General features: G+C 40.1%; 23 protein-coding genes. 11 read left to right on the top strand and 12 right to left on the bottom strand.

Annotated elements, in window-relative coordinates; all coding sequences use genetic code 11:
- The first annotated feature begins 4 nt into the window (after window positions 1-4).
- From mdcC to DCO44_RS04730, 6 genes are read left to right on the top strand one after another with little or no spacing between them, the layout of a single operon-like run.
- Window positions 5-313 carry a malonate decarboxylase acyl carrier protein gene (gene mdcC / locus DCO44_RS04755; RefSeq protein ID WP_016166424.1) on the top strand — a complete coding sequence of 103 codons (309 nt, stop codon included), beginning with the start codon at window positions 5-7 and terminating at the stop codon, window positions 311-313.
- Between the two features lie 3 nt (window positions 314-316).
- A complete protein-coding gene (locus DCO44_RS04750) occupies window positions 317-1,204 on the top strand; it encodes a biotin-independent malonate decarboxylase subunit beta (RefSeq protein WP_116759569.1) in 888 nt (295 codons plus the stop codon).
- Window positions 1,205-1,208: 4 nt separating this feature from the next.
- Complete coding sequence (gene mdcE / locus DCO44_RS04745; protein WP_116759567.1) at window positions 1,209-1,925, top strand: biotin-independent malonate decarboxylase subunit gamma; 717 nt, start codon at window positions 1,209-1,211, stop codon at window positions 1,923-1,925.
- Between the two features lie 10 nt (window positions 1,926-1,935).
- The gene (gene mdcG, locus DCO44_RS04740) at window positions 1,936-2,616 is read left to right on the top strand and encodes a malonate decarboxylase holo-[acyl-carrier-protein] synthase (RefSeq protein WP_116759565.1); all 681 of its coding nucleotides are present in this window, start codon (window positions 1,936-1,938) and stop codon (window positions 2,614-2,616) included.
- Window positions 2,594-3,469: a triphosphoribosyl-dephospho-CoA synthase MdcB gene (gene mdcB / locus DCO44_RS04735; RefSeq protein WP_116759563.1), complete on the top strand. Its 876-nt coding sequence runs from the start codon at window positions 2,594-2,596 to the stop codon at window positions 3,467-3,469. Before mdcG ends, mdcB begins: the two co-directional genes overlap by 23 nt.
- A complete protein-coding gene (locus DCO44_RS04730) occupies window positions 3,447-4,370 on the top strand; it encodes an ACP S-malonyltransferase (protein ID WP_116759561.1) in 924 nt (307 codons plus the stop codon). The genes mdcB and DCO44_RS04730 overlap by 23 nt, the downstream gene beginning before the upstream one ends.
- A gap of 401 nt (window positions 4,371-4,771) precedes the next feature.
- Here DCO44_RS04730 and DCO44_RS04725 read toward each other — a convergent pair whose 3' ends face one another.
- A complete protein-coding gene (locus DCO44_RS04725; protein ID WP_116759559.1) occupies window positions 4,772-5,764 on the bottom strand; it encodes a helix-turn-helix transcriptional regulator in 993 nt (330 codons plus the stop codon).
- Window positions 5,765-6,022: 258 nt separating this feature from the next.
- Here DCO44_RS04725 and DCO44_RS04720 point away from each other — a divergent pair, with 258 nt between their 5' ends.
- From DCO44_RS04720 to DCO44_RS16980, 5 genes are all read left to right on the top strand, one after another.
- Window positions 6,023-7,570 carry a circularly permuted type 2 ATP-grasp protein gene (locus tag DCO44_RS04720; RefSeq protein WP_116759713.1) on the top strand — a complete coding sequence of 516 codons (1,548 nt, stop codon included), beginning with the start codon at window positions 6,023-6,025 and terminating at the stop codon, window positions 7,568-7,570.
- A 28-nt stretch (window positions 7,571-7,598) separates the two neighbouring features.
- A complete protein-coding gene (locus DCO44_RS04715; RefSeq protein WP_116759557.1) occupies window positions 7,599-8,201 on the top strand; it encodes an alpha-E domain-containing protein in 603 nt (200 codons plus the stop codon).
- Entirely contained in the window at window positions 8,198-8,980 is a 783-nt protein-coding gene (locus DCO44_RS04710; protein ID WP_116759555.1) for a transglutaminase family protein, read from the top strand. Before DCO44_RS04715 ends, DCO44_RS04710 begins: the two co-directional genes overlap by 4 nt.
- A gap of 19 nt (window positions 8,981-8,999) precedes the next feature.
- The gene (locus tag DCO44_RS04705; RefSeq protein WP_116759553.1) at window positions 9,000-9,734 is read left to right on the top strand and encodes a proteasome-type protease; all 735 of its coding nucleotides are present in this window, start codon (window positions 9,000-9,002) and stop codon (window positions 9,732-9,734) included.
- A gap of 211 nt (window positions 9,735-9,945) precedes the next feature.
- Complete coding sequence (locus tag DCO44_RS16980; protein ID WP_116759551.1) at window positions 9,946-10,137, top strand: BLUF domain-containing protein; 192 nt, start codon at window positions 9,946-9,948, stop codon at window positions 10,135-10,137.
- Between the two features lie 187 nt (window positions 10,138-10,324).
- Here DCO44_RS16980 and alr read toward each other — a convergent pair whose 3' ends face one another.
- The 11 genes from alr to DCO44_RS04645 all read right to left on the bottom strand — a co-directional run bounded on the left by alr (window position 10,325) and on the right by DCO44_RS04645 (window position 20,651).
- Window positions 10,325-11,395 carry an alanine racemase gene (alr, locus tag DCO44_RS04695; RefSeq protein ID WP_116759549.1) on the bottom strand — a complete coding sequence of 357 codons (1,071 nt, stop codon included), beginning with the start codon at window positions 11,393-11,395 and terminating at the stop codon, window positions 10,325-10,327.
- A 278-nt stretch (window positions 11,396-11,673) separates the two neighbouring features.
- Complete coding sequence (gene dnaB, locus DCO44_RS04690; protein ID WP_116759547.1) at window positions 11,674-13,119, bottom strand: replicative DNA helicase; 1,446 nt, start codon at window positions 13,117-13,119, stop codon at window positions 11,674-11,676.
- A gap of 200 nt (window positions 13,120-13,319) precedes the next feature.
- Window positions 13,320-13,766: a 50S ribosomal protein L9 gene (rplI, locus tag DCO44_RS04685; RefSeq protein WP_116759545.1), complete on the bottom strand. Its 447-nt coding sequence runs from the start codon at window positions 13,764-13,766 to the stop codon at window positions 13,320-13,322.
- 9 nt (window positions 13,767-13,775) lie between these two features.
- Window positions 13,776-14,003: a 30S ribosomal protein S18 gene (gene rpsR, locus DCO44_RS04680; RefSeq protein ID WP_004278792.1), complete on the bottom strand. Its 228-nt coding sequence runs from the start codon at window positions 14,001-14,003 to the stop codon at window positions 13,776-13,778.
- Between the two features lie 11 nt (window positions 14,004-14,014).
- A complete protein-coding gene (gene rpsF, locus DCO44_RS04675; RefSeq protein ID WP_116759542.1) occupies window positions 14,015-14,404 on the bottom strand; it encodes a 30S ribosomal protein S6 in 390 nt (129 codons plus the stop codon).
- 287 nt (window positions 14,405-14,691) lie between these two features.
- On the bottom strand, window positions 14,692-15,570 hold the full coding sequence (gene cyoE, locus DCO44_RS04670) for a heme o synthase (RefSeq protein ID WP_116759540.1): 879 nt from the start codon (window positions 15,568-15,570) through the stop codon (window positions 14,692-14,694).
- Window positions 15,571-15,580: 10 nt separating this feature from the next.
- On the bottom strand, window positions 15,581-15,910 hold the full coding sequence (cyoD, locus tag DCO44_RS04665; protein ID WP_116759538.1) for a cytochrome o ubiquinol oxidase subunit IV: 330 nt from the start codon (window positions 15,908-15,910) through the stop codon (window positions 15,581-15,583).
- Entirely contained in the window at window positions 15,910-16,530 is a 621-nt protein-coding gene (gene cyoC, locus DCO44_RS04660; protein ID WP_116759536.1) for a cytochrome o ubiquinol oxidase subunit III, read from the bottom strand. The genes cyoD and cyoC overlap by 1 nt, the downstream gene beginning before the upstream one ends.
- A 4-nt stretch (window positions 16,531-16,534) precedes the next feature.
- The gene (gene cyoB, locus DCO44_RS04655; protein WP_116759534.1) at window positions 16,535-18,523 is read right to left on the bottom strand and encodes a cytochrome o ubiquinol oxidase subunit I; all 1,989 of its coding nucleotides are present in this window, start codon (window positions 18,521-18,523) and stop codon (window positions 16,535-16,537) included.
- Window positions 18,524-18,526: 3 nt separating this feature from the next.
- Entirely contained in the window at window positions 18,527-19,597 is a 1,071-nt protein-coding gene (gene cyoA, locus DCO44_RS04650) for a ubiquinol oxidase subunit II (protein ID WP_116759532.1), read from the bottom strand.
- 298 nt (window positions 19,598-19,895) lie between these two features.
- A complete protein-coding gene (locus DCO44_RS04645; protein WP_116759530.1) occupies window positions 19,896-20,651 on the bottom strand; it encodes an RDD family protein in 756 nt (251 codons plus the stop codon).
- Window positions 20,652-20,702 lie beyond the last annotated feature (51 nt).

Here is a 20,702-nt window from a genome sequence, read left to right as displayed (position 1 = left end):
CGAGATGGAAAAGTTAAAATTTGAATTGCAATCAGCGCCACTGAGCGCTGAACAAGCGGCGGTCATTTGTGGTGTGGTCGGTTCTGGAAATTTAGAAGTCTTGGTTTCACAGCATGATCAGGCGGATATTTGTCAGATTGAAGTCACGACATCAGCCGTCGGTTTTCAACATGTTTGGCAGTCTGTGCTGAATGAGTTTGCACAACGTCATGCAGTAGCAGGGCTTAAATTTCAGTTAAATGATATGGGCGCAACCCCAGCAGTGGTGAACCTACGTTTAAGCCAAGCAATATCTATGTTTAAGGGAGTATAGAACATGGATCAAGTGATGCTCAAAAATAGTTTTTATGAAAAAACCGCACGTGCACGTATTCAAGCGGTCATCGATGCTCAGAGTTTTAATGAAATCTTAAAGCCGACGGAGGTGGAGGTTAGCCCGCACCTGTCTGCTTTGGATATTCCAGGTAGTTTTGATGATGGCGTGATTATTGGTACAGCGCGTGTAAACGGAACACCAGTACATATCATGGCCCAAGAAGGTCAATTCATGGGTGGGGCTGTGGGTGAAATCCACGGGGCGAAAATTGTCGGTCTCTTACATAAAGCCATTCAAGATCAAGCGCAAGCAGTACTGTTTTTTGTCGACTCAGGTGGTGTGCGTCTGCATGAAGCCAATGCAGGTCTCATCGCCATTTCCGAAATTATGCGTGCCATGTTGCAAGTACGAAATGCGGGGATTCCGATTATTACCGTGATTGGCGGAACCTGTGGTGCTTTTGGTGGTATGGGTATCAGTGCGTGTTTAAGCAGTACCATTATCATGACCGAAGAAGGACGTTTGGCACTGTCTGGCCCAGAAGTGATTGAAACAGTCAAAGGTGTGGAAGAGTTTGACTCGAAAGATCGTGCTTTGGTTTGGCGTGTCACAGGCGGGAAACATCGTTATTTACTCAATCATGTGCAGGCTTTGGTTGAGGATGATATTGCCGATATTCGTGATGCGATTTTAACGCAGCTAGACGCTAAGGCAGCTCCTTTAGACTTAGAACAATTATTGCAGCAACAGCAACAGCTTGAGCAGCAGTACCAACGCTGGTTTGGTAAAAATGATGGTTTACAGATTTGGCATGACATGGGAATTACACAACCAGAAAAAATTCCGATGTTGTCTGCGCATGAAGTTGTGTTGTTAAAGCAAGGATGAGCTCATGAATACAGAATTACTTTTACAACAGTTGTTCCCGCGTCAACTGGATTATCAAATCGAAGGTTATGTGATTAAGGGCAATGCGCAGACAGACGCAGGGCCAGTACGAATTTTGGGTACGGTTAATGCTGCACCCATCAATCAGGACATTGCCATTCAATTATCCTCAGAAATTTTAAAATTGGTACAACAAGGCAATAAAACTCCCGTGGTCTTTATTGTTGATACGCAAGGCCAAGATCTTTCCCGTGCCGATGAATTGTTGTGCCTCAACCGTACTTTTGCACATTTGGCATCTTGTGTAGATCTATTACGCCGTAGTGGACATGCCAATCTTGCCATTATTTTCGGTCAAGCGGTCAGTGGTGGATTCCTTTCTTATGGCTTAATGGCCAATGAAGTCTATGCACTCAGTGATTCTCAAGTCAAAGTCATGGACCTGAACGCGATGGCACGGGTGACCAAAATTCCTGTAGAAAAACTGAAACAACTGTCGCAAAGCTCAGCCATCTTTGCACCAGGAGTCGAAAATTTCTACAAGATGGGCGCAATCAACGCCGTATGGGAAAACTTGGACACCGATTGGGTCAGCCAAGCACTGTTAAATCAACAACAACATCTTGAAGCTTATTTGACAGATCAGCGCCGTGTCGTTGGACAGCAGCGTCAGGGGCGTATGCTTTGTAATCAAATTGTCGAGAAAGTGGCACTGAGCTAAGGAGTAGAAAATGGATCGTCATGACTTAGCTTATCTCTATGATTCAGCGACATTACATTTTTTGGATAGTACTTTACCTGAACCTGCTAAACAAAAAGTGTCTCAGTTACTGAGTCAGAATATTCCAATGACGGTATGTCGGCAGGAAAGTTCGGCAGATGGACAAGTTAAGCTGGCGATCAACTGCTTGGTTGAGGGTTGCAAATATCGGGTTGCCTGTTTAGTCGATATTGCTGAAATTGAACTGATCACCCGACCACTATCTTTACATACGCTCTTAAAAGAGCATGCAAACACCTTTTCAGATACGGTAATTCATGATTTTGCGGAGGCTTTGCAACTGCTTGGCTGCGAAGTGTATGTCTACGGGTCTTATGCCTATGAATACCTTAGTAAAGAAGCTTATGTGCGCCCGACATCCGACTTGGATTTGGTGTTATATCCAAAAAATTTAACACAAATTCCTGAGATTCTAAATCTGCTTCAACAGGCTCAAGCACTGAGCCAGATACGTTTGGATGGAGAAATTCAAATACATCCAGCTTGGCATGTATCGTTTAATGAACTCCTGATGATTTATCCAGACCAAGCACAGAGCATTATTGTAAAAGGATTGCAGAGGGTGGATATGCTGAGATTAGAACAATTATTAGAAGGGACGCTTGAAGATGCAGATTATACAGAAGCATGAAAGTGTATTAGACATTTCACAGTATGCAATGCAATTAGACCTTTTAGCGCGAACAGCACTTTATGAAGAAGTCAGTTTAGAACAAAAGCCCGGCTTGGTTTGCCCAAGTACGCAGGGTAGCCATACCGATATGGATTTCCCTTTATTTCAGCGCAGTATTCATGCTTTACATGGTTATTTTCAATCGCAATGTTTAAACGGTTATCAGGACGTTGCTTTTGAAAATATTCAGCAATGTGGCATTCAAGCTGAACAAAAAATGATGACCGCAACCGCTCAGATTAATACCCACAAAGGGGCAATTTTTAATTTAGGCTTTGCCAGCGCAGCGGTAGGAAAATGCTTAGCTCAAGATATTTCTGTGAATGCGATTTCCATGGGTCGTATGATTCAGCAGACGTGGCAAGAGGAATTACTGCATCATTTAGAGCGTAATCCAAACAGCCACGGGCAACGCATGCGCAGTCAATACGGCATTACAGGTGCAATTGAGGAAGTCGCTTCAGGTTTTAAAACTGTTTTAGATGTTGCTGTTCCACATTATTTAGAAATTTATGTAAAAACGGAAGATAAAAAGCGAGCCTCCCTTCAAGCCTTATTTGCATTAATGTCTCATTTACAAGATACCAATATTGTTTGGCGTGGCGGTTTATCGGCTTTATATATTGTGCAAGATATGGCGAAGCAGTTTTTAGCGCGAGGCGGTGTGCTACAACACAATTGGATGCAAGAAGTGGTTAAAGTGGAAGATTATTTCGTTCAGCATCGCTTAAGTCCGGGGGGGAGTGCCGATTTATTGGGGGTGACTTTGTTCATGCTGAAGGTGGAACATGAATTTCGCAATATTATTTAGTGGGCAAGGGGTGCAGAACTTAGCTCATGTTCAGCAATTGAAAGACCTTGCCACAGAGTTAGATGTCAATTTGCAGCTCAAGCAACATCTGCCTGAGTTATTTAAGCCTGACTTATCTGAGACAGACTTATATTCTAACGATTTTGCTCAACCCTTTATCTTTGCACTACAGTGGTGTCGATGGCAAAAGTTAAAGCATAAGTTGGATGAAATCATCAGTTTTTCAGGGTATTCACTGGGTGAGCTGAGCGCACTGATTTGTTCAACCGAAATTAGTTTTGAGCAAGGGCTGTATTTAGCCCGACAGCGAGGCATGTTAATGTCTAAGGCTGTGCAACAACCGAGTGGTTTATTGGCTGTTCAGGGCATGAATTGGGCAGGATTAGAACCGATTTTGGCAAAGACTGAGACCGAATTATCAATAAAAATTAGCGATAGTCATTTTATTGTGGGTGGTCTAGAAGTAAATTTACAGCAATTGACACAACAACTTGAACAAGTGGGGACTCGTTCGGTAAAGCGACTGAATGTCACTATTCCTTCACATACATCCTTAATGGATTGCGCTGTAGCCCCTTACCGGCAGGTCATGGTACAGCATCAATTTAACCGTTTGGGAACGCCAATTATTGGTGGTTCGGGTGGTCATAAATATTATAAAACCAGCGATGCCGTTGAAGCACTGATTGATCAAATGAACCATGCCATAGACTGGGATTCGTGTTTAACCGCTATACAAGAGAACCAACCCGATATTGTTCTAGAAATAGGAACAGGTAATGCTTTGAGTAAAATGTTATTGGAACGTTATTCACACTTAAATGTGCGGGCAATCGATGATTTTAAGACATTTGATGGTTTAGAACTTTGGATTGAAAAACAACAGAATACTGATTCCTAAAATAGAATGAAATGAATGCGCGGATGACGGTTGCATTTATCATCAGGATCGTTAGTCATTTGCATAAATTCATTTAAGCAGAAAATATGGTTTGATCGGAACAATTGCTTATTTCAGGTCAAGTGGAAGATTCAGTATATTCAATGAACTTAAACCACGCGGAGAAACCAGTGATGACCATTAAATCTATTCGATACAACCGAGGAGAACTTGCTTGCTGAACTATCCCATGTGCAGCAAAAAATACAACTCATTTAGACACTATGAAATGGGGCCTAGAAACATAATGTCTAAGACTTTAACCCTGCAAGATTATAAATTAGAACAGATAAATACAATAAAATTATAAAGTCCCAAGAGTTGGGACTTTTTTTTGCCTAGAAATTTATACAACTATCATTTCAGTCCTGTTGTCGGACTGCACGTTCAACTTCTTCAGGCTCAATTTTCTGAATTTTATTACCAAAACTGCGTAGCCACCATGTAAGTTGGGAGGTAAACGGCACAGTTGCGGAAATTTGGACCAGATTATCCTCAAGAGGAGTAATCACTTGATCTCGACTTAATTGACTTTCTTCAAAATAATGGGACTCACATTCTGGAATGGTGAGTTTTAAAGCAACATGATCCGTCGGTTTGTTGTAGTCAACTCTAAATCCAAGTGCTCCTGAATCAATATATGCATCAATATCGAAATTGACAGGATGCAATGCACGAGAATCCAGCACTTTGGCTGATTTAAAACGGTGCAAGGCAAAGGTCTGAATATCGGTTTTATCATAGCGGGTGCAAATTAAATAAATAGTTGCACCTTTTTGTACCAATGCCAAAGGGTTCAGCGTATAGATACTTTCTTCGGCTTGTGGGCGTTTTTGATAAATACATTCCAATTGCTTGTCTTGTAGTAGACCCTCATAAATGGCTTGCTGTGCGGCACGATCAACCATGGGAGGAATCAATGGTTGATTGGCAGGTACAATACGAACCCGATTAATCCATTGGCGAACATTATTTTGGGTGGATAAGCTGCGACGTGCCAAATCAAACCACGGATTCATCTCTTCGAGTAAGCTTGGAGGAAGAAGATGCTTTAAGTGCTCCTCTACCATCATAAAAGTGACGGCTTGAGAACTGGTCATATGCGGCAGGCTTTGAAGCGGTGCATCTGAACGCCAACGCCATCCTTGTGGGACGGTTTTGTTGCTCTCAATTGGAAATCGCTGCGAAATCTGATTCAAATCACGCTGGATGGTGCGCAAGCTGATATCGATGCCTTCTCTTTGCAAAATTTCCTGTATTTCCCGTGTACCCATCCATTTTCCTGCGGAAAGGCGGGAAAGGATTTGCCATTGTCGATAAAGGCTATTCGATGTTTCTTTTTCTTGTGCAGACATAATTCAAATAACAACAAATAAGTTGGTAATTAATAAAACAGTGTTAAACACAATAAAAAAACCTAACCGAATTGGCAAGCATTTCTCAACCAATCAGGCAAAGAAAGTTCAATAATTTTAGGCATAAGATCAAGCAGAAATGATATTGAGTACGGACTAAAAGCGTGAATTAATAAGGACTCGGCATAAGTGATGTAAGGAGTGGCATTCTTATTGCTTAATAAAAATGAGTTTGGCTATAACTATAAAGAGGGTCATATGCTTAAAGAAAAAGAGATTGTAGAGTTAAACGGTTTATCACGAGAAGTGAATAGTAAGCAATTGACAGTAAAAGTGGAGGGTGTAGCAAAACCGCAGGAGAAAACACAGTTACTTTTTGAGAGAACAAATTCGGTTTTTTTTAATGAAATGTTGGATGATCATGCTGTTTCCGAAACGGCATGTGCAAAAATTGAACACTGGTTGTCGCAATATAATATAGATGAATTACACGCTTTAAATCAGCATGCCAAAGAACATTTCTTATATGAAGGCATTACATTTACGGTCTATGGAGAGGCAGAAGGCACGGAGCGTACCATTCCTTATGATGTGATTCCTCGGGTAATTGTGAAAAAGCAATGGAATAAAATATCACTCGGTTGTGCACAACGCGTCAAAGCCTTGAATCTTTTTTTACATGATATTTATCATCAGCAAGATATTCTTAAAGCAGGTATTGTGCCTGAACTACACGTTCTCAAGCATGAGGCTTTTCAGCCACATATGTGCAATCAGAGCTTGAAAGGTAAAATTTATAGCCAAATTAGCGGAATTGATATTGTCCGAGACCGTCATGGAGAGTTTTATGTGCTGGAAGATAATTTAAGAACGCCATCGGGTGTGTCTTATATGTTGGAAAGCCGAAAAATTAGCCAAAAACTGATGCCTGAATTATGTTTGCAAAATAACTTGCAAGGCATTGAACATTATCCATTATTACTGAAAGAAATATTGGCCGAAAATGCATTTAACGATAATCCATTCATTGTTATTTTAACTCCAGGTCGTTTTAATAGCGCATATTATGAGCATTCCTTTTTGGCAAGGGAAATGGGTGTGCCTTTAGTAACATCGCGTGACCTTTACGTCGAAAACGATAAGGTTTATGTCAAAACCGTACGAGGTAAACAACGGGTTGATGTAATTTATCGACGTATTGATGATGATTATCTCGATCCATTGTGTTTTATGCCTGACAGTACACTTGGTGTTGCGGGGTTAATGTCTGCCTATTTGCAAAAGAATGTGGTGATTGCAAATGCACCTGGTACAGGGGTTGCAGATGACAAATCCATTTATCCTTATGTCGATAAAATGATTCAGTTCTATTTAGCTGAGCAACCCGTGCTTAAAAATGTACCGACTTATCAATGTCGTGAAAGCAAAGACCTTGAATATGTATTAGACAATTTAGCTCAACTGGTTGTGAAAGAAGCACAGGGTTCAGGAGGATATGGCATGCTCATCGGGCCACATGCTTCTGCACAGCAAATTGCGACTTTTAAAGATAAAATTTTGGCAACGCCACATTTGTATATTGCCCAACCTACATTAGATTTGTCGGTTTGTCCGATGTTAAGCGATACAGGGCTGTCGGAACGTCATATTGATTTGCGACCATTTGTACTGAGTTCACCTTATCGTACCGAAATTGTACCGGGTGGCTTAACACGTATGGCTATGCAAGAAGGCTCTCTTGTGGTGAATTCTTCGCAGGGTGGTGGCATTAAAGATACATGGGTTGTCGATCATCTACATTCATAATTAACCAAAACGATGAAGGAGCAATTTCATGATCTTACTCAGCACGAATGCACAGCAAATTTTTTGGTTAGGTCGTTATTTAACGCGCATTGAATATTTATGCCAACAATTTCCATTTATAGATGATCAGAAAGCCGTGTCTTATGCACATGCCTTTTGTTTACCTGCATTTGATGCAAGCTCACTCAATGAACTGGTATTAGACCCAGAACAACCCTATTCATTTATTCAACAATTTCAGTTTGCCAAAGACAATGTTCAAGAATTGAGGGGCATTTTGTCTGCAAAAACCTATGCAGAATTAAATCAATATATTCGGAATGCTAGCACGAGCTCGACATGTATTTGTGATGTGATTGCAGATTGTCGTGAAGTGTTAGAAGCTGAGCCTGAAGAAACGTTCTTATTCTATTCTTTAGGGCAAACTTTAGAGCAATTAGATCGACAACTTCGCTTAAAGCAAGATCAGACACAAACCTTAGAGCAAATTTCGGCACTTATAGAAGTTTTGGAGCAAATGGGTTGGGATAGTTTAGATACGGCTTGGCAACAACTTAAAACTCAACCTGATCAAATAAACTTTTATAACTTTAGTGACCAAATTCAATATTTATTTGAGGTGAATGCATGAAACTCATGATCAATCACCAAACTCATTATCAATATACTGAACAGGCGTGTAATAGCATTCAGTATATTAAAATGACACCATTGAATAATGCACATCAGAATGTACATTACTGGGATGTGAGTGTGCCGGGTGAGCGCTGTACGAAGAGAGACGCGTTCAACAACATCTGGATTACCAGTTCACAACGTTATGCTTATGAGCAAATAACAATTATGGCGCAAGGGATTGTAGAGCTAAATAAGCAGCCTTCGGTGGTGAGTCTGACAGATCATTTGAATCCTTATCAATTCCTGCAACCAACGCCAACAACCATGTGCAATGCAGAAATGAAAGAATTTGCTCATCGCTTCGTGCCAGAATTCACCCATGAAAATTTGGTGAAACTGTCTGAAGCTATTTTGCAGCATATTCCTTATATTCCAAATCAGACTTCAGTCAATACTTCTGCCATTGAAGCATTTCATAATCGTCAGGGGGTATGCCAAGACCATAGTCATGTTTTTATTGCTTTGTGCAAAGCTTTGGGCTTGCCAGCACGCTATGTTTCAGGTTATTTATTTGTGCCAAATACATCACACCTTGCCAGTCACGCATGGGCAGAAGTATTTCTAGGAAACACATGGTATTGTTTCGATATCAGTAACCAGATTTTTAGCCCAGACAAGCATATTTATGTGGCAATTGGTCGAGATTATTGGGATGTTGCCCCAATTCGTGGAGTGCGCGAAAAAGGGGGAATTGAAACGATGCACTCAATTGTTCAAGTACTTGCATGTTAATGTAAGTTAAGGGGAAGAGATGACTTATTGTTGTGCGCTTAGATTAAAAGATGGTCTCGTCTTTATCAGTGATACGCGTACGAATGCTGGCGTAGATCATATTTCAGTATTCCGAAAGCTTTATACTTTTGGAATCGAAAATGAACGTTTTATTACGATTCAAACCTCAGGTAATCTGGCCACAACGCAGGCAGTCATTGGACATCTAAAAAACCATTTGGAATTACAACAAACACCCAATTTATATAGTGTAAATACCATGTTCGAAGTGGCTGAATTGGTTGGACACACTCTGCAAAAGGTTATTGCAGATGTGACTGAAAATACGCAGGAACAGAGTAATTATTACTGTAGTTTGTTGGTTGGTGGTCAAATCGGTCAAGCCGAAATGCAGCTTTATAACATTTACCCGCAAGGTAATTTTATTTGCGCGACCAGTGATACCCCGTATTTTCAAATTGGTGAAAGTAAATATGGTAAACCAATTCTTGATCGTGCCTTAAGTTATGATATGCCACTGAGTGAGGCTTTACGTTGTAGTTTAATTTCATTCGATTCGACATTGCGTTCAAATGTATCGGTGGGAATGCCGCTTGATGCGCTCATTTATAAAAAGAATAGTTTACATATTCCTGAAGGCAAACGAATCACTGAAGAAGACCCTTATTTTCAACATATTAGTAAACAATGGTCAGATACTTTGCGCAGTGGATTGCAGAATCTACCCAATCCTTCAGATGACTATTTTAATTAGTTTTTATACTTATTTTCCTAGGAATAGCGCGAGAAATCGCGCTGTTCTTTTATCTATACAATGAATAAAAAAATAAGATGGGAAATCACAATGTACCAACTCAGCTATGCCAGTCAGGCAAAATGTCCTTCTGAAACACGACTACAAGATTTAAGAGACATTCTATCTGAAGCCATAGATTTTAATGTAAAACTAAAGGTCAAAGGGGGGATTGTGTTATACAGATGGTGGCTTCTTCCAATGTGTGGAAGGAGAACAAGATTCGGTTTTAAATTTATTGAATAAAATAAAACAAGATCAGCGGCACTATGATTTAAGTATATTGTTGCAACAACAAATACAGACTGATTTTCATTTTCCAGATTGGAGTATCAAATATATGGGTAAACATTCAGACATATAACATTATTTTGCACAATTGGGATCTAGCACATTTAATCCCATATTATTGTAGCAAGCATCATTACAGAATTTTTTACAGTTGCTATATCGCATTCCAGATCAGCAGTTATAGACGTAGGTCAGTTGACCAAGCCATAAAACTATAGATACCGCTCACAAAGCGGAGCAGTACCTAAAGTCATTTTTGCTTATTCAACAGTTCGATGAGGGCGTTGGCTTAAACGGCATAAAAGCTCATAACCAATGGTACCATTGGCATCAGCAACGTCATCTACTAGGCGTTGTTTGCCCCAGAGTTCAACAGATGTGCCCAGTGCAACATTTAAACCGGTAACATCGATGGCAACCATATCCATTGCGACACGTCCAACAACTGGAAGCATTTTCCCTTGAATCACAACATAATTTTGTTTGACATAGGCGCGAGGGTAACCATCTCCATAGCCAATTGAAACGATGGCTAAATCCATGTTTTGTAATGCGGTATAGGTTGAACCATAGCCCACCTTTTCGCCTTTTTGAATATGATTCAATGCAATAACTTCTGCACTCAAAGTCATCACAGGCTGTAAATCTAAATCTTTTACAGTCCGATCAGCAAAAGGTGTTGCACCATATAACATAATGCCTGGGCGCACATAATCAAAATGGAGTTCAGGCCAACGATAAATTGCAGCTGAATTACAACATGAAGCAAGAATTGGAGCACAACTTTGTTTTATATCAATAAACTGAGCAATTTGTTGTTCATTTAAAGGGTGGTCGGCATCGGCATTGGCAAAATGCATGGTTAATACGCAGATAAAGCCTGCTGCTTTTAAGGTATTAATGACAGCAATAATTTCACTGGCTTTAAAACCTAATCGGTTCATGCCACTATTAAGCTTAATCCAGACTTTGAGTCCAAGGGCCGTGTATTGTTCTTGATGAGCCAGTAACCAATTCACTTGTTGTGGCTGATGTACAACACATTCCAGCTTTTCTGCAAGGACGGTCTGCATTTCATCAGCAGAAAATATCCCTTCAATTAATGTAATTGGCTGTTCATAGCCTAAAGCACGAATTTCCAATGCTTCTTGTAAGCAGGCGACACCAAAAGCATCGCTACTATTTAAGGCTGCAAGACAGTCTTTGATACCATGTCCATAAGCATTTGCTTTCACCATACTGACGATTTTTGCGTTAGGGGCAAGTTGTTTGACACGGTTTAAATTATATTGAAGTGCTGATTGATCAATACAAACTGTTGCTTGGCGCACCCGAATGACTCCTTTGGGAACAGAGAATGGCAAGATTAAAACAATGGTTTTATTTCAAGTCATCGAATCAGAAATATGGCATGGTATTACCGTTAAAGTAAATATCCACAAAATATGTCAGTAATTGTAGACCTATAAAAATTAAATACCCATCTTATTTCATGGCTTTATTCTATTTAAATGTATGGGTTATCGGTTTTGTTCGATAAAGACAATCTTATAGTGGCATTATTTTAAGTATTTAGGGTTAAATAAAAAATGGGCTGAACGCCCACTTTTTATTCTTCGTCATTGTACTGACTATAGTATTCAGGTGACAAGTTACTAAAACGCGTATACTGACCTTCAAAAGCCAATCGGACTGTACCAATTGGACCATTACGCTGCTTACCAATAATAATTTCGGCGGTACCCGCTTCTTTCGACTCTTTGTTATAGACCTCATCACGGTAAATAAACATAATTAAGTCGGCATCCTGCTCAATTGCACCTGATTCACGTAAGTCGGACATTACAGGGCGCTTATTAGGACGGTTTTCCAGAGAACGGTTTAACTGAGACAGTGCGATGACAGGACACATCATTTCTTTTGCTAATGCTTTTAAGCTTCGAGAAATTTCACCAATTTCACCCACACGGTTATCTCCCATACCTGGGACTTTCATCAACTGTAAATAGTCGACCATAATACAGCCCAGTTTTCCCCCATGTTGTTTGGCAATACGACGTGCACGCGCACGTAATTCTGTTGGAGGCAGGGCAGAAGAGTCATCAATATACAGATGCTTTTCTTGTAGCTGTAAAATCGTACCAGTGACTTTAGACCATTCATCACCATCGAGTTTACCGGCACGTAAATGACCTTGATGTACTTTGCCGTAAGCGGAAATCAAACGCATAGCAATCGAGTCTGCGGGCATTTCCATCGAGAACACTAGCGCAGGCAAATCACAGTTAAATAGCACACTTTCAACTAAATTCATGGCAAAAGTGGTTTTACCCATCGATGGACGTGCAGCAACAATAATCATGTCACCTGCTTGCATACCTGAAGTTTTATTGTCTAATTCCACAAAACCTGTGGTTAGACCAGTAATGTTACCTTCCATTTGAGACAGTTCATTTAATTTGTCAAAAACATCGGCAACTACGGTATTAATGGCTTTTGGACCAGCATTTTTCTTATTGTTATTGTGTTGTTCAGCAATCGAGAAAATATTAGTTTCTGCTAAATCTAAAATTTCACCGACACTACGACCTTTGGTGTCATAAGCATTTTGCAAGATTTCAGAACTGACTTTAATCATGTTACGTAAAGTCGAAAATTCTTTAATTTTATTGGCATAGGTTTCGAGGTTGTAGAAACTTGACGGAGAGTCAGCCATTAGCTGCATTAAATATTCTTCACCGCCAATCGCTTCCAGCAAATTCTGCTTAATTAACCAGTCATTCACCAATACCGCATCATAAGGCGAATTTTCTTGCGCGAGTTTTTCAATTGCACGGTAAATGTACTTATGGCGTGTTGCATAAAAATCTTGTTCATTCAGTACATCACTGACTTGCTCGAATGACTCGGCAACGGTCATAAGTGCAGCGAGCACAGCTTGCTCGATGGCTAAATTATGTGGAGGTGTGCGAAATTCTTTGAGTTGATTCGACTCATTTATTTTATTGTCAGCTTTGGATGAGTTTGGGGTAGCAGTGGCATTCGCCTGAGACATATCAAAAACCTAAAGATAAATGCAGGAAAGAATAATGCAGATAGAAGTGCAGAGCATCATGATGATGTCATCAATAATACGCACTCTGGGGTAAAGATAGTATCAAAATTTCAGCCTAATGTGGGCTAGGAATTTATAAGTGAGAAAATTTAAAGATAAAAAAAGAGCATGCGTGAGCATGCCCTTTTTTTTGCAAGAAATTACTCAGATACGATAGTAACGAGAACTTCAGCAACAACATCATGATGCAATTGGATTGCGATGTTGAATTCACCAGTGTGGCGAAGAGCACCATTTGGTAAACGAACTTCTGCACGGTCAACAACAAGACCAGCATTAGTTAAAGCGTCAGCGATATCACGCGTACCGATAGAACCGAATAGTTTACCTTCGTCACCAGCTTTAGCAGTGATCACGATGTTAACTTCGTCTAATTGGCTAGCACGTGCTTGAGCAGCAGCTAAAACATCAGCTTCAGCTTTCTCAAGTTCAGCGCGACGAGCTTCAAAAGCAGCAGTGTTAGCTTCAGTAGCTGCTACTGCTTGACCTTGAGGGATAAGGTAGTTGCGGCCGTAACCAGCTTTAACTGAAACTTTATCGCCTAATTTACCAAGGTTTTTAATGCGTTGTAATAAAATAATATCCACAGCTCAACCTCACTTATGATTGTCAGTGTAAGGGATCAAAGACAAGTAGCGAGCTTGTTTAATAGCAAGCGCTAATTGACGTTGGTAACGAGCTTTAGTACCTGTAATACGGCTAGGAACAATTTTGCCGTTTTCAGTGATGTACTGTTTTAAAGTGTCGATATCTTTGTAGTCGATGTACGTAACGTTCTCAGCTGTAAAGCGGCAGAACTTGCGACGACGGTAAAAACGTGCCATTGATGTTCTCCTTATGCTTCAGCAGAGTCTTGAGCAGCTAGTTGTGCTTCTTCACGTTGAGCTTTACGCGCACGCTTTTCTTCAGCACTCTTAGCCAATAAAGACTCTTCAGTGATTGCGTTTTCACGACGGATGATTAAGTTACGAAGGATCGCGTCGTTATAACGGAACAATTCTTCTAACTCATCAAGAGTAGTTTGACCACACTCAACATTCATAAGAATGTAGTGAGCTTTGTGGATCTTGTTGATTGGGTAAGCCAATTGGCGACGGCCCCAGTCTTCAAGACGGTGAATTTGACCTTCAGCTTCTTTGATGTGAGTTAGGTAGCGTTCTACCATACCAACGACTTGATCGCTTTGATCAGGGTGTACTAAAAGTACGATTTCGTAATGACGCATTGTCAGCTCCTTACGGTTTAAACAGCCCCCAACTAAAATGATAAATTGGAAGCAAGGAGTCACAACCTAAGTTGTGTCGCATAATTTGCGAAGGATGAATTTTAGATGGTTTAGCGACCAAATTCAAGTCATAAAATAAGTTATGACGTGAATTTAGGATGGAATTTAAATATATTTATATTTAAATGAAAGTAGCTAAAGAAAAGTAAGTTTGTGAAAAGTTGTAGGTTTTTACAATGTATTGGGATAGGGCAAATTTTTAAAAGATAGAGAGGGGTCTCTATCTTTTAAAAAAGTGGTAAATGCGGGGCAGGGCTTACATAGCTGAAACTAAAACTAAAACTTAAAGCAGTGATTAAAATCACAGAATATAAGAAATAGCGTTTAGCCCAAACTTGATCATTTTCTGCTTTAAAGCCAATAATGGATAAATAAACCCAATAGGCACATAAAGCATTAAAACTGATTAAGAAAAATAAGTTTGTATAGCCAAAGCAATATAGACCATTTAATACTGCTGCAAACAAAACTACGTAAATCAGGCTTTCGACTTTGGTACGTAAAATTGAACGTGCAACAGGCAAAATTGGAATACCTGCATTTTTGTAGTCATCGAAACGATAGATGGCAATTCCCCATGAATGAGGCATCTGCCAGAGTGCATATGCTAAAAAAATCAGCAATGCAGCAACATCGAATTCGTTAGAAACAGCCGTATAACCAATTACAGGTGGACTTGCACCTGAGATACTCCCAATCAAAGTTTGGTGAATGGTGGTACGTTTGCTCCAAAGACTATAAAAACCGACATAAACAACAAAACCAAGGACAGCGAAACCAAAAGCATAAGCATTGACAAAAAGCCATAACATGCCAAATCCCAAAAGACCTAAAGTTGCTGCAAAAACAAGTGCAACACTAGGGCTAATCGTTTTTTGAACAAGAGCACGGTTTTGAGTACGATGCATCTTTTGGTCAATGTCTTGATCAATGACATTGTTAACTACACATCCTGATGCAACAACCAAAGTTGTAGCCAGTAGGGTAATCAGAAGTAAAAGGAAATCTACAGAACCTTGGGCGGCTAAGAAGAAGCCGCCCAAAGTGGTAACGAAGTTACCAAAGAGAATTCCTGGCTTAGTCAGGAATAAATACTTTTTTAACATGACAACCAGTTTAGAGCATCATGTTGAAGTGAAGGTAATTCATAACCCATACAGAACCAATCAAAAGAACGGCAATTGTAAGAATTGTATAAATAAATGCAATTACATTCCAACGCTGCTCTGCAGATGAGTTCATGTGCAAGAAGAAAATCAACTGTACAAGAACCTGAGCAATTGCAGTAATACCAATTACAGCAAGAGTTGCGCCACGACCGAAGTTTTCTGGGTTCATTGCCATGTAGAATGGAACAATGGTTAATAACACAGAAACAATAAAACCAATGGTATATTGTTTTACGGTACCGTGAGCTGCATCAGACGTATGATGATCGTGACCCATTAGAGAACTCCCGCCAAATAAACTACGCTGAATACACAGATCCACACGATGTCAAGGAAGTGCCAGAACAAGCTCAAGCAAGCAAGACGACGTGTGTTCGGTAAAGTCAAACCATTTTTCTTGATTTGAATCATTAACACAATCATCCAGACCAAACCAGAAGTTACGTGAATACCGTGCGTACCAACTAAAGTAAAGAATGCAGATAAGAACGCACTTGTGCTTGGACCATGACCAGCATGTACAAGGTGATTAAACTCGTATAATTCCATGCCAATGAATGCTGCACCAAATACCCAAGTAATAGCTAACCAGAGTAAAACTTGGCTAACATTCTTTTTGTATGATGCAAGTACAGCAAAACCAAAAGTTACAGAAGAAATTAAGAGAGCAAAAGTTTCAGTTAATACGAAACCTAAAGACTCACCAAAAAGTTCTTTTGCACTTGGTGTACCTGGTGGAACGTGACCACTTAATACAACGAAAGCAATGAAGAGTGTACCGAATAGGATCAAGTCACTCATCAAGTATGACCAGAAACCAAAGACTGTAATGTCTGTATCATCATGATGATGATGTTCATTGTGTCCGTGGTTATCGTGATGAAGTACTTCAGCCATTGTCTTAGTCCTTCTTCAAGTATTTTTCAAGAATCGCATAGCGTTCGTCTTCAATGCGCTCAACTTCAGCAGCAGGAACATAGTAATCAACTTTCTTAGTGAAAGAGCTTACGATGAAGCTGATGATTGCAGCAACAAAGGTTACGACAACTAACCACCAAATGTGCCAGATTAAACCGAAGCCCATAACAGTAATGAACATTGCGATTACAAAACCAGCAGCTCGGTTTGTTGGCATATGTACATCTTCATAAGACGTTGGACGTGCATAAGCAACACCATTCTCTTTGTCATTCCAGAAAGTATCGATACCGCTAATTTTAGGAAGATGAGCAAAGTTATAGAACGGAGCAGGTGAAGACGTAGACCATTCAAGTACACGACCGTCCCATGGATCGCCTGTAACGTCCATGTTGTCATGGCGTTGTAAGAAACCAACAATGATTTGCATTAAGAAACATGCAATACCAAGTGCGATTAATACTGCACCAAACAATGCAATTGCGATGTACGGATCCCATTCAGGGTTGTCATATGTATTCAAACGACGCGTCATACCCATGAAACCAAGGATATAAAGTGGCATGAATGCAAAGTAGAAACCTAAGAACCAGAACCAGAATGCTGCTTTACCCCAAGCTTCATTCAGCTTCCAACCAAACATTTTTGGCCAGTAGAAAATGATACCCGCGAACATTGCGAATACAACACCACCAATAATTACGTTATGGAAGTGAGCGATAAGGAATAAAGAGTTGTGTACAAGGAAGTCCGCAGGCGGAACAGCCATTAATACACCAGTTAAACCACCGATACCGAAAGTCACAAGGAAGCCAAGTGTCCAAAGCATTGGTGTTGTATATGTAATGCGACCTTTGTACATGGTGAATAACCAAGAGAAGATTTTCACACCAGTCGGGATCGCAATAACCATAGTCATGATACCGAAGAACGCGTTAACGTTGGCACCTGCACCCATAGTAAAGAAGTGGTGAAGCCATACAACAAATGACAATACTGTAATTGCAACTGTTGCATACACCATAGACTTGTAGCCGAACAACGTTTTACGAGAAAAAGTTGATACAACTTCTGAGTAAATACCAAATGCTGGTAATACTAAGATATATACTTCCGGGTGACCCCAAGTCCAAATCAAGTTTACGTAAAGCATTGGACTACCGCCAAGCTCATTGGTAAAGAAGTGGAAACCGAAGTAACGATCTAGAGATAACATTGCAATTGTTGCAGTTAACACTGGGAATGCAGCAATAATCAGAACTGCAGTACAAAGAGCAGTCCATGTGAAAATTGGCATATCCATCAATTTCATGCCAGGTGCACGCATTTTGATGATGGTAACAAAGAAGTTAACACCAGTTAAAAGTGTACCTAAACCAGAAATCTGAAGTGCCCAGATGTAGTAGTCAACACCAACACCAGGAGAGTATTCAATGCCAGAAAGAGGAGGGTAAGCCATCCAACCTGTAGCAGCGAACTCACCTAAAGCAAGTGAAACCATCATTAAGCCTGCAGCACCAGCGAATAACCAGAAGCTTAAAGAGTTTAATAATGGAAAGGCAACGTCACGAGCACCAATCTGTAAAGGTACAGAGATGTTCATTAAGCCAACAACAAGACCCATTGCTACGAAGAAGATCATAATTACACCGTGAGCGGTGAAGATCTGGTCATAGTGTTCTGGGTGTAAATAACCTTCACCGCCACCACGAGCGAGGAAAAGTTGTAAACGCATCATGATCGCATCTGCGAAGCCACGAAGTAACATGACTACAGATACCAAGATATACATGATACCAATTTTCTTATGGTCTACAGATGTGAACCATTCGTTCCACAAGTAGCTCCATTTTTTAAAGTAGGTAATGCCTGCAAAAGCAGCAATACCACCTAAAACCATCAAAGCAACCGTTACCAACACGATTGGATCGTGTGGAATCGAATCTGGACCTAACTTACCTAAGAAGCTCATGTCTTATTCCCCTACAGCCGATGAAGCAGGTTCAACTGCGGCATGTGCGTCAGCAGCAGCCCCGTGAGCACCCGCAGTAGCTGAATGATCAGCACCGTGATAGTTACTCATGTATTTGTTGATTACTGATTCAAACAAGCCTTTCTCAACAGAAGAGTAGTAAGTCACAGGATGTGGCTTAGTTGGATAAGGCTTCATTGCTTCAGCAGCAGCCTTTTCTTCAGGAGTAGTCGCTTTAGCGATAAGAACTTCGATCTGATGATGCGAACGGTTGCCATCACGCAAGGTTGCAAATTCAGCTTGGTCTAAAATACCTTTTTGAATTGCTTCAGGGTTAATTGAAGTACCGTTGCCTGCTTTCACAGCTGCGACCCAATCAGCAAACTGAGCTTCTGTAACTGAATGCGCACGGAAACGCATTTGAGAGAAGCCATAACCTGAGTAGTTAGAAGAGAAACCGCGGTAGCCTTCAGCTGGGCTAGTTTCATCTGCCAACAAATGCAGGTGAGTTTGCATACCAGCCATGGTATAAATTTGGCCAGAAAGTGCAGGAATGAAGAACGAGTTCATTGTGAAGTTAGACGTCAAACGTAAGTTCACAGGAGTTTTCTCTGGGAAACGAATTTCGTTAACAGTCGCAATTTCTTGTTCTGGATAGATAAAGATCCACTTAAACTGTTCAGCGATAACTTGAACGGTTAATGGTGCTTTATCAGAATCGATTGGACGGTACGGGTCATACTTGTGTGAACCCCACCAAGTTAACCAAGCTAGAATACCAATAATAATAACTGGAACACCCCAAACTACAATTTCAATAGCAGTTGAGTGTGCCCAAGTAGGTTTATAGTCTGCATCTTTATTCGACGAACGATATTTCCAACCAAACCATAATGCCATTAAGATCGATGGAATAACGACCAATAGCATTAAATAGATCGCAGTCATCATCAGGTCACTTTGACCTTGCGCAACTGGACCTTTAGAGTTTAGAAGTACCATATCACCACCACACCCAGTTAAGAGTGCAGCAATCGTTGATAAAGACAATACAGCTAAAATTGTTTGTCTCATTTTACAACCTCGGTGAAGAGTCCCATTCCCTAAATAATATGGGATAGCGATTAAAGTGTCGCATGATTGAGAATTTTGTTTTTGAATGAAAAAAATTCTCAAGCATGTGACACCGCTACGTTGTAGGGCATTATGCCTGATATCGTTAAACTAAGCTATATATAAAGTCGCTTTAAATGGCTGTTATAAAACCTGATTTTAGTGGTCGGAATTAGTTGTTTCAGTTTTTTTTTTATTGAAATATCAAACTTATGTGTAAAAAAGGGATGAACTGATCATCCCTTAATTTTAATCACGTTTATTGTTTTATCACGATGGTTTTTGCTAGTTTATCGTGCAATGTCTGTCGATTTTTTCCGAATGCGAATAAATAGTCGGCAATCGTAATAAATGGCATAAACAACATGTTCAAAATGATAAATACAATACTGCGTAACAGAAAGATTCGCGTTAAATTCACTTTCTCACCATTATCGGCATCTACAATTTTAATTCGCGTTAACTTTTTACCAATGCTTTGTCCAGACTTTGCTAGAAAGAATGCCTGTATTGCCAGCATAATAATGATATAGGCAAACATGGTTTGCCAAGCTTCGATTGGAATAAGCGTGAAAAGTTGCTGTTGCAATTGCATAGCTTGTGTGGATGTGTCTGCAGCTTGCATTTTTTGTTGAATGCTAGCTAGCTCATTCACCTGATTGGCGTTAAGAAAAAAAGAAGGGATTGCTGCCGCAGGCAACCAAAGTAATAAATCAATGATTTTTGCCAATGCGCGAATATTGACTGAGGCAAGTTCTGGTTTAGATACTTTACCTTCAACTTTGGTTTGGATAATTGTGGAGTTCTGTAACGGTGTATGTGTTGGTGGAACATAACCTGTTGGTGTATATACAAGTTTCCCTTGGGTTAATTCACCTAAAGCTTTCCATTCGGTCATACCTTCATGCCAAGCCAAATCTGTTAAGAGTACTTGTTGGCTGGCAAGCATTTGATTCAACTGTTCTAAAGTGTATGGACCAGCTTGTTGATTATTACGTGCCAAGTAAATTTGCATAAAAATAAAATCTCAAAAAATGAAAAGAGAAAAAAAGACCCAACTAATGGG

Origin of the sequence: Acinetobacter sp. AM (assembly GCF_003105055.1) — a bacterium.
GTDB lineage: Bacteria > Pseudomonadota > Gammaproteobacteria > Pseudomonadales > Moraxellaceae > Acinetobacter > Acinetobacter tibetensis.
This window is presented reverse-complemented; position numbering and strand designations above follow the sequence as displayed.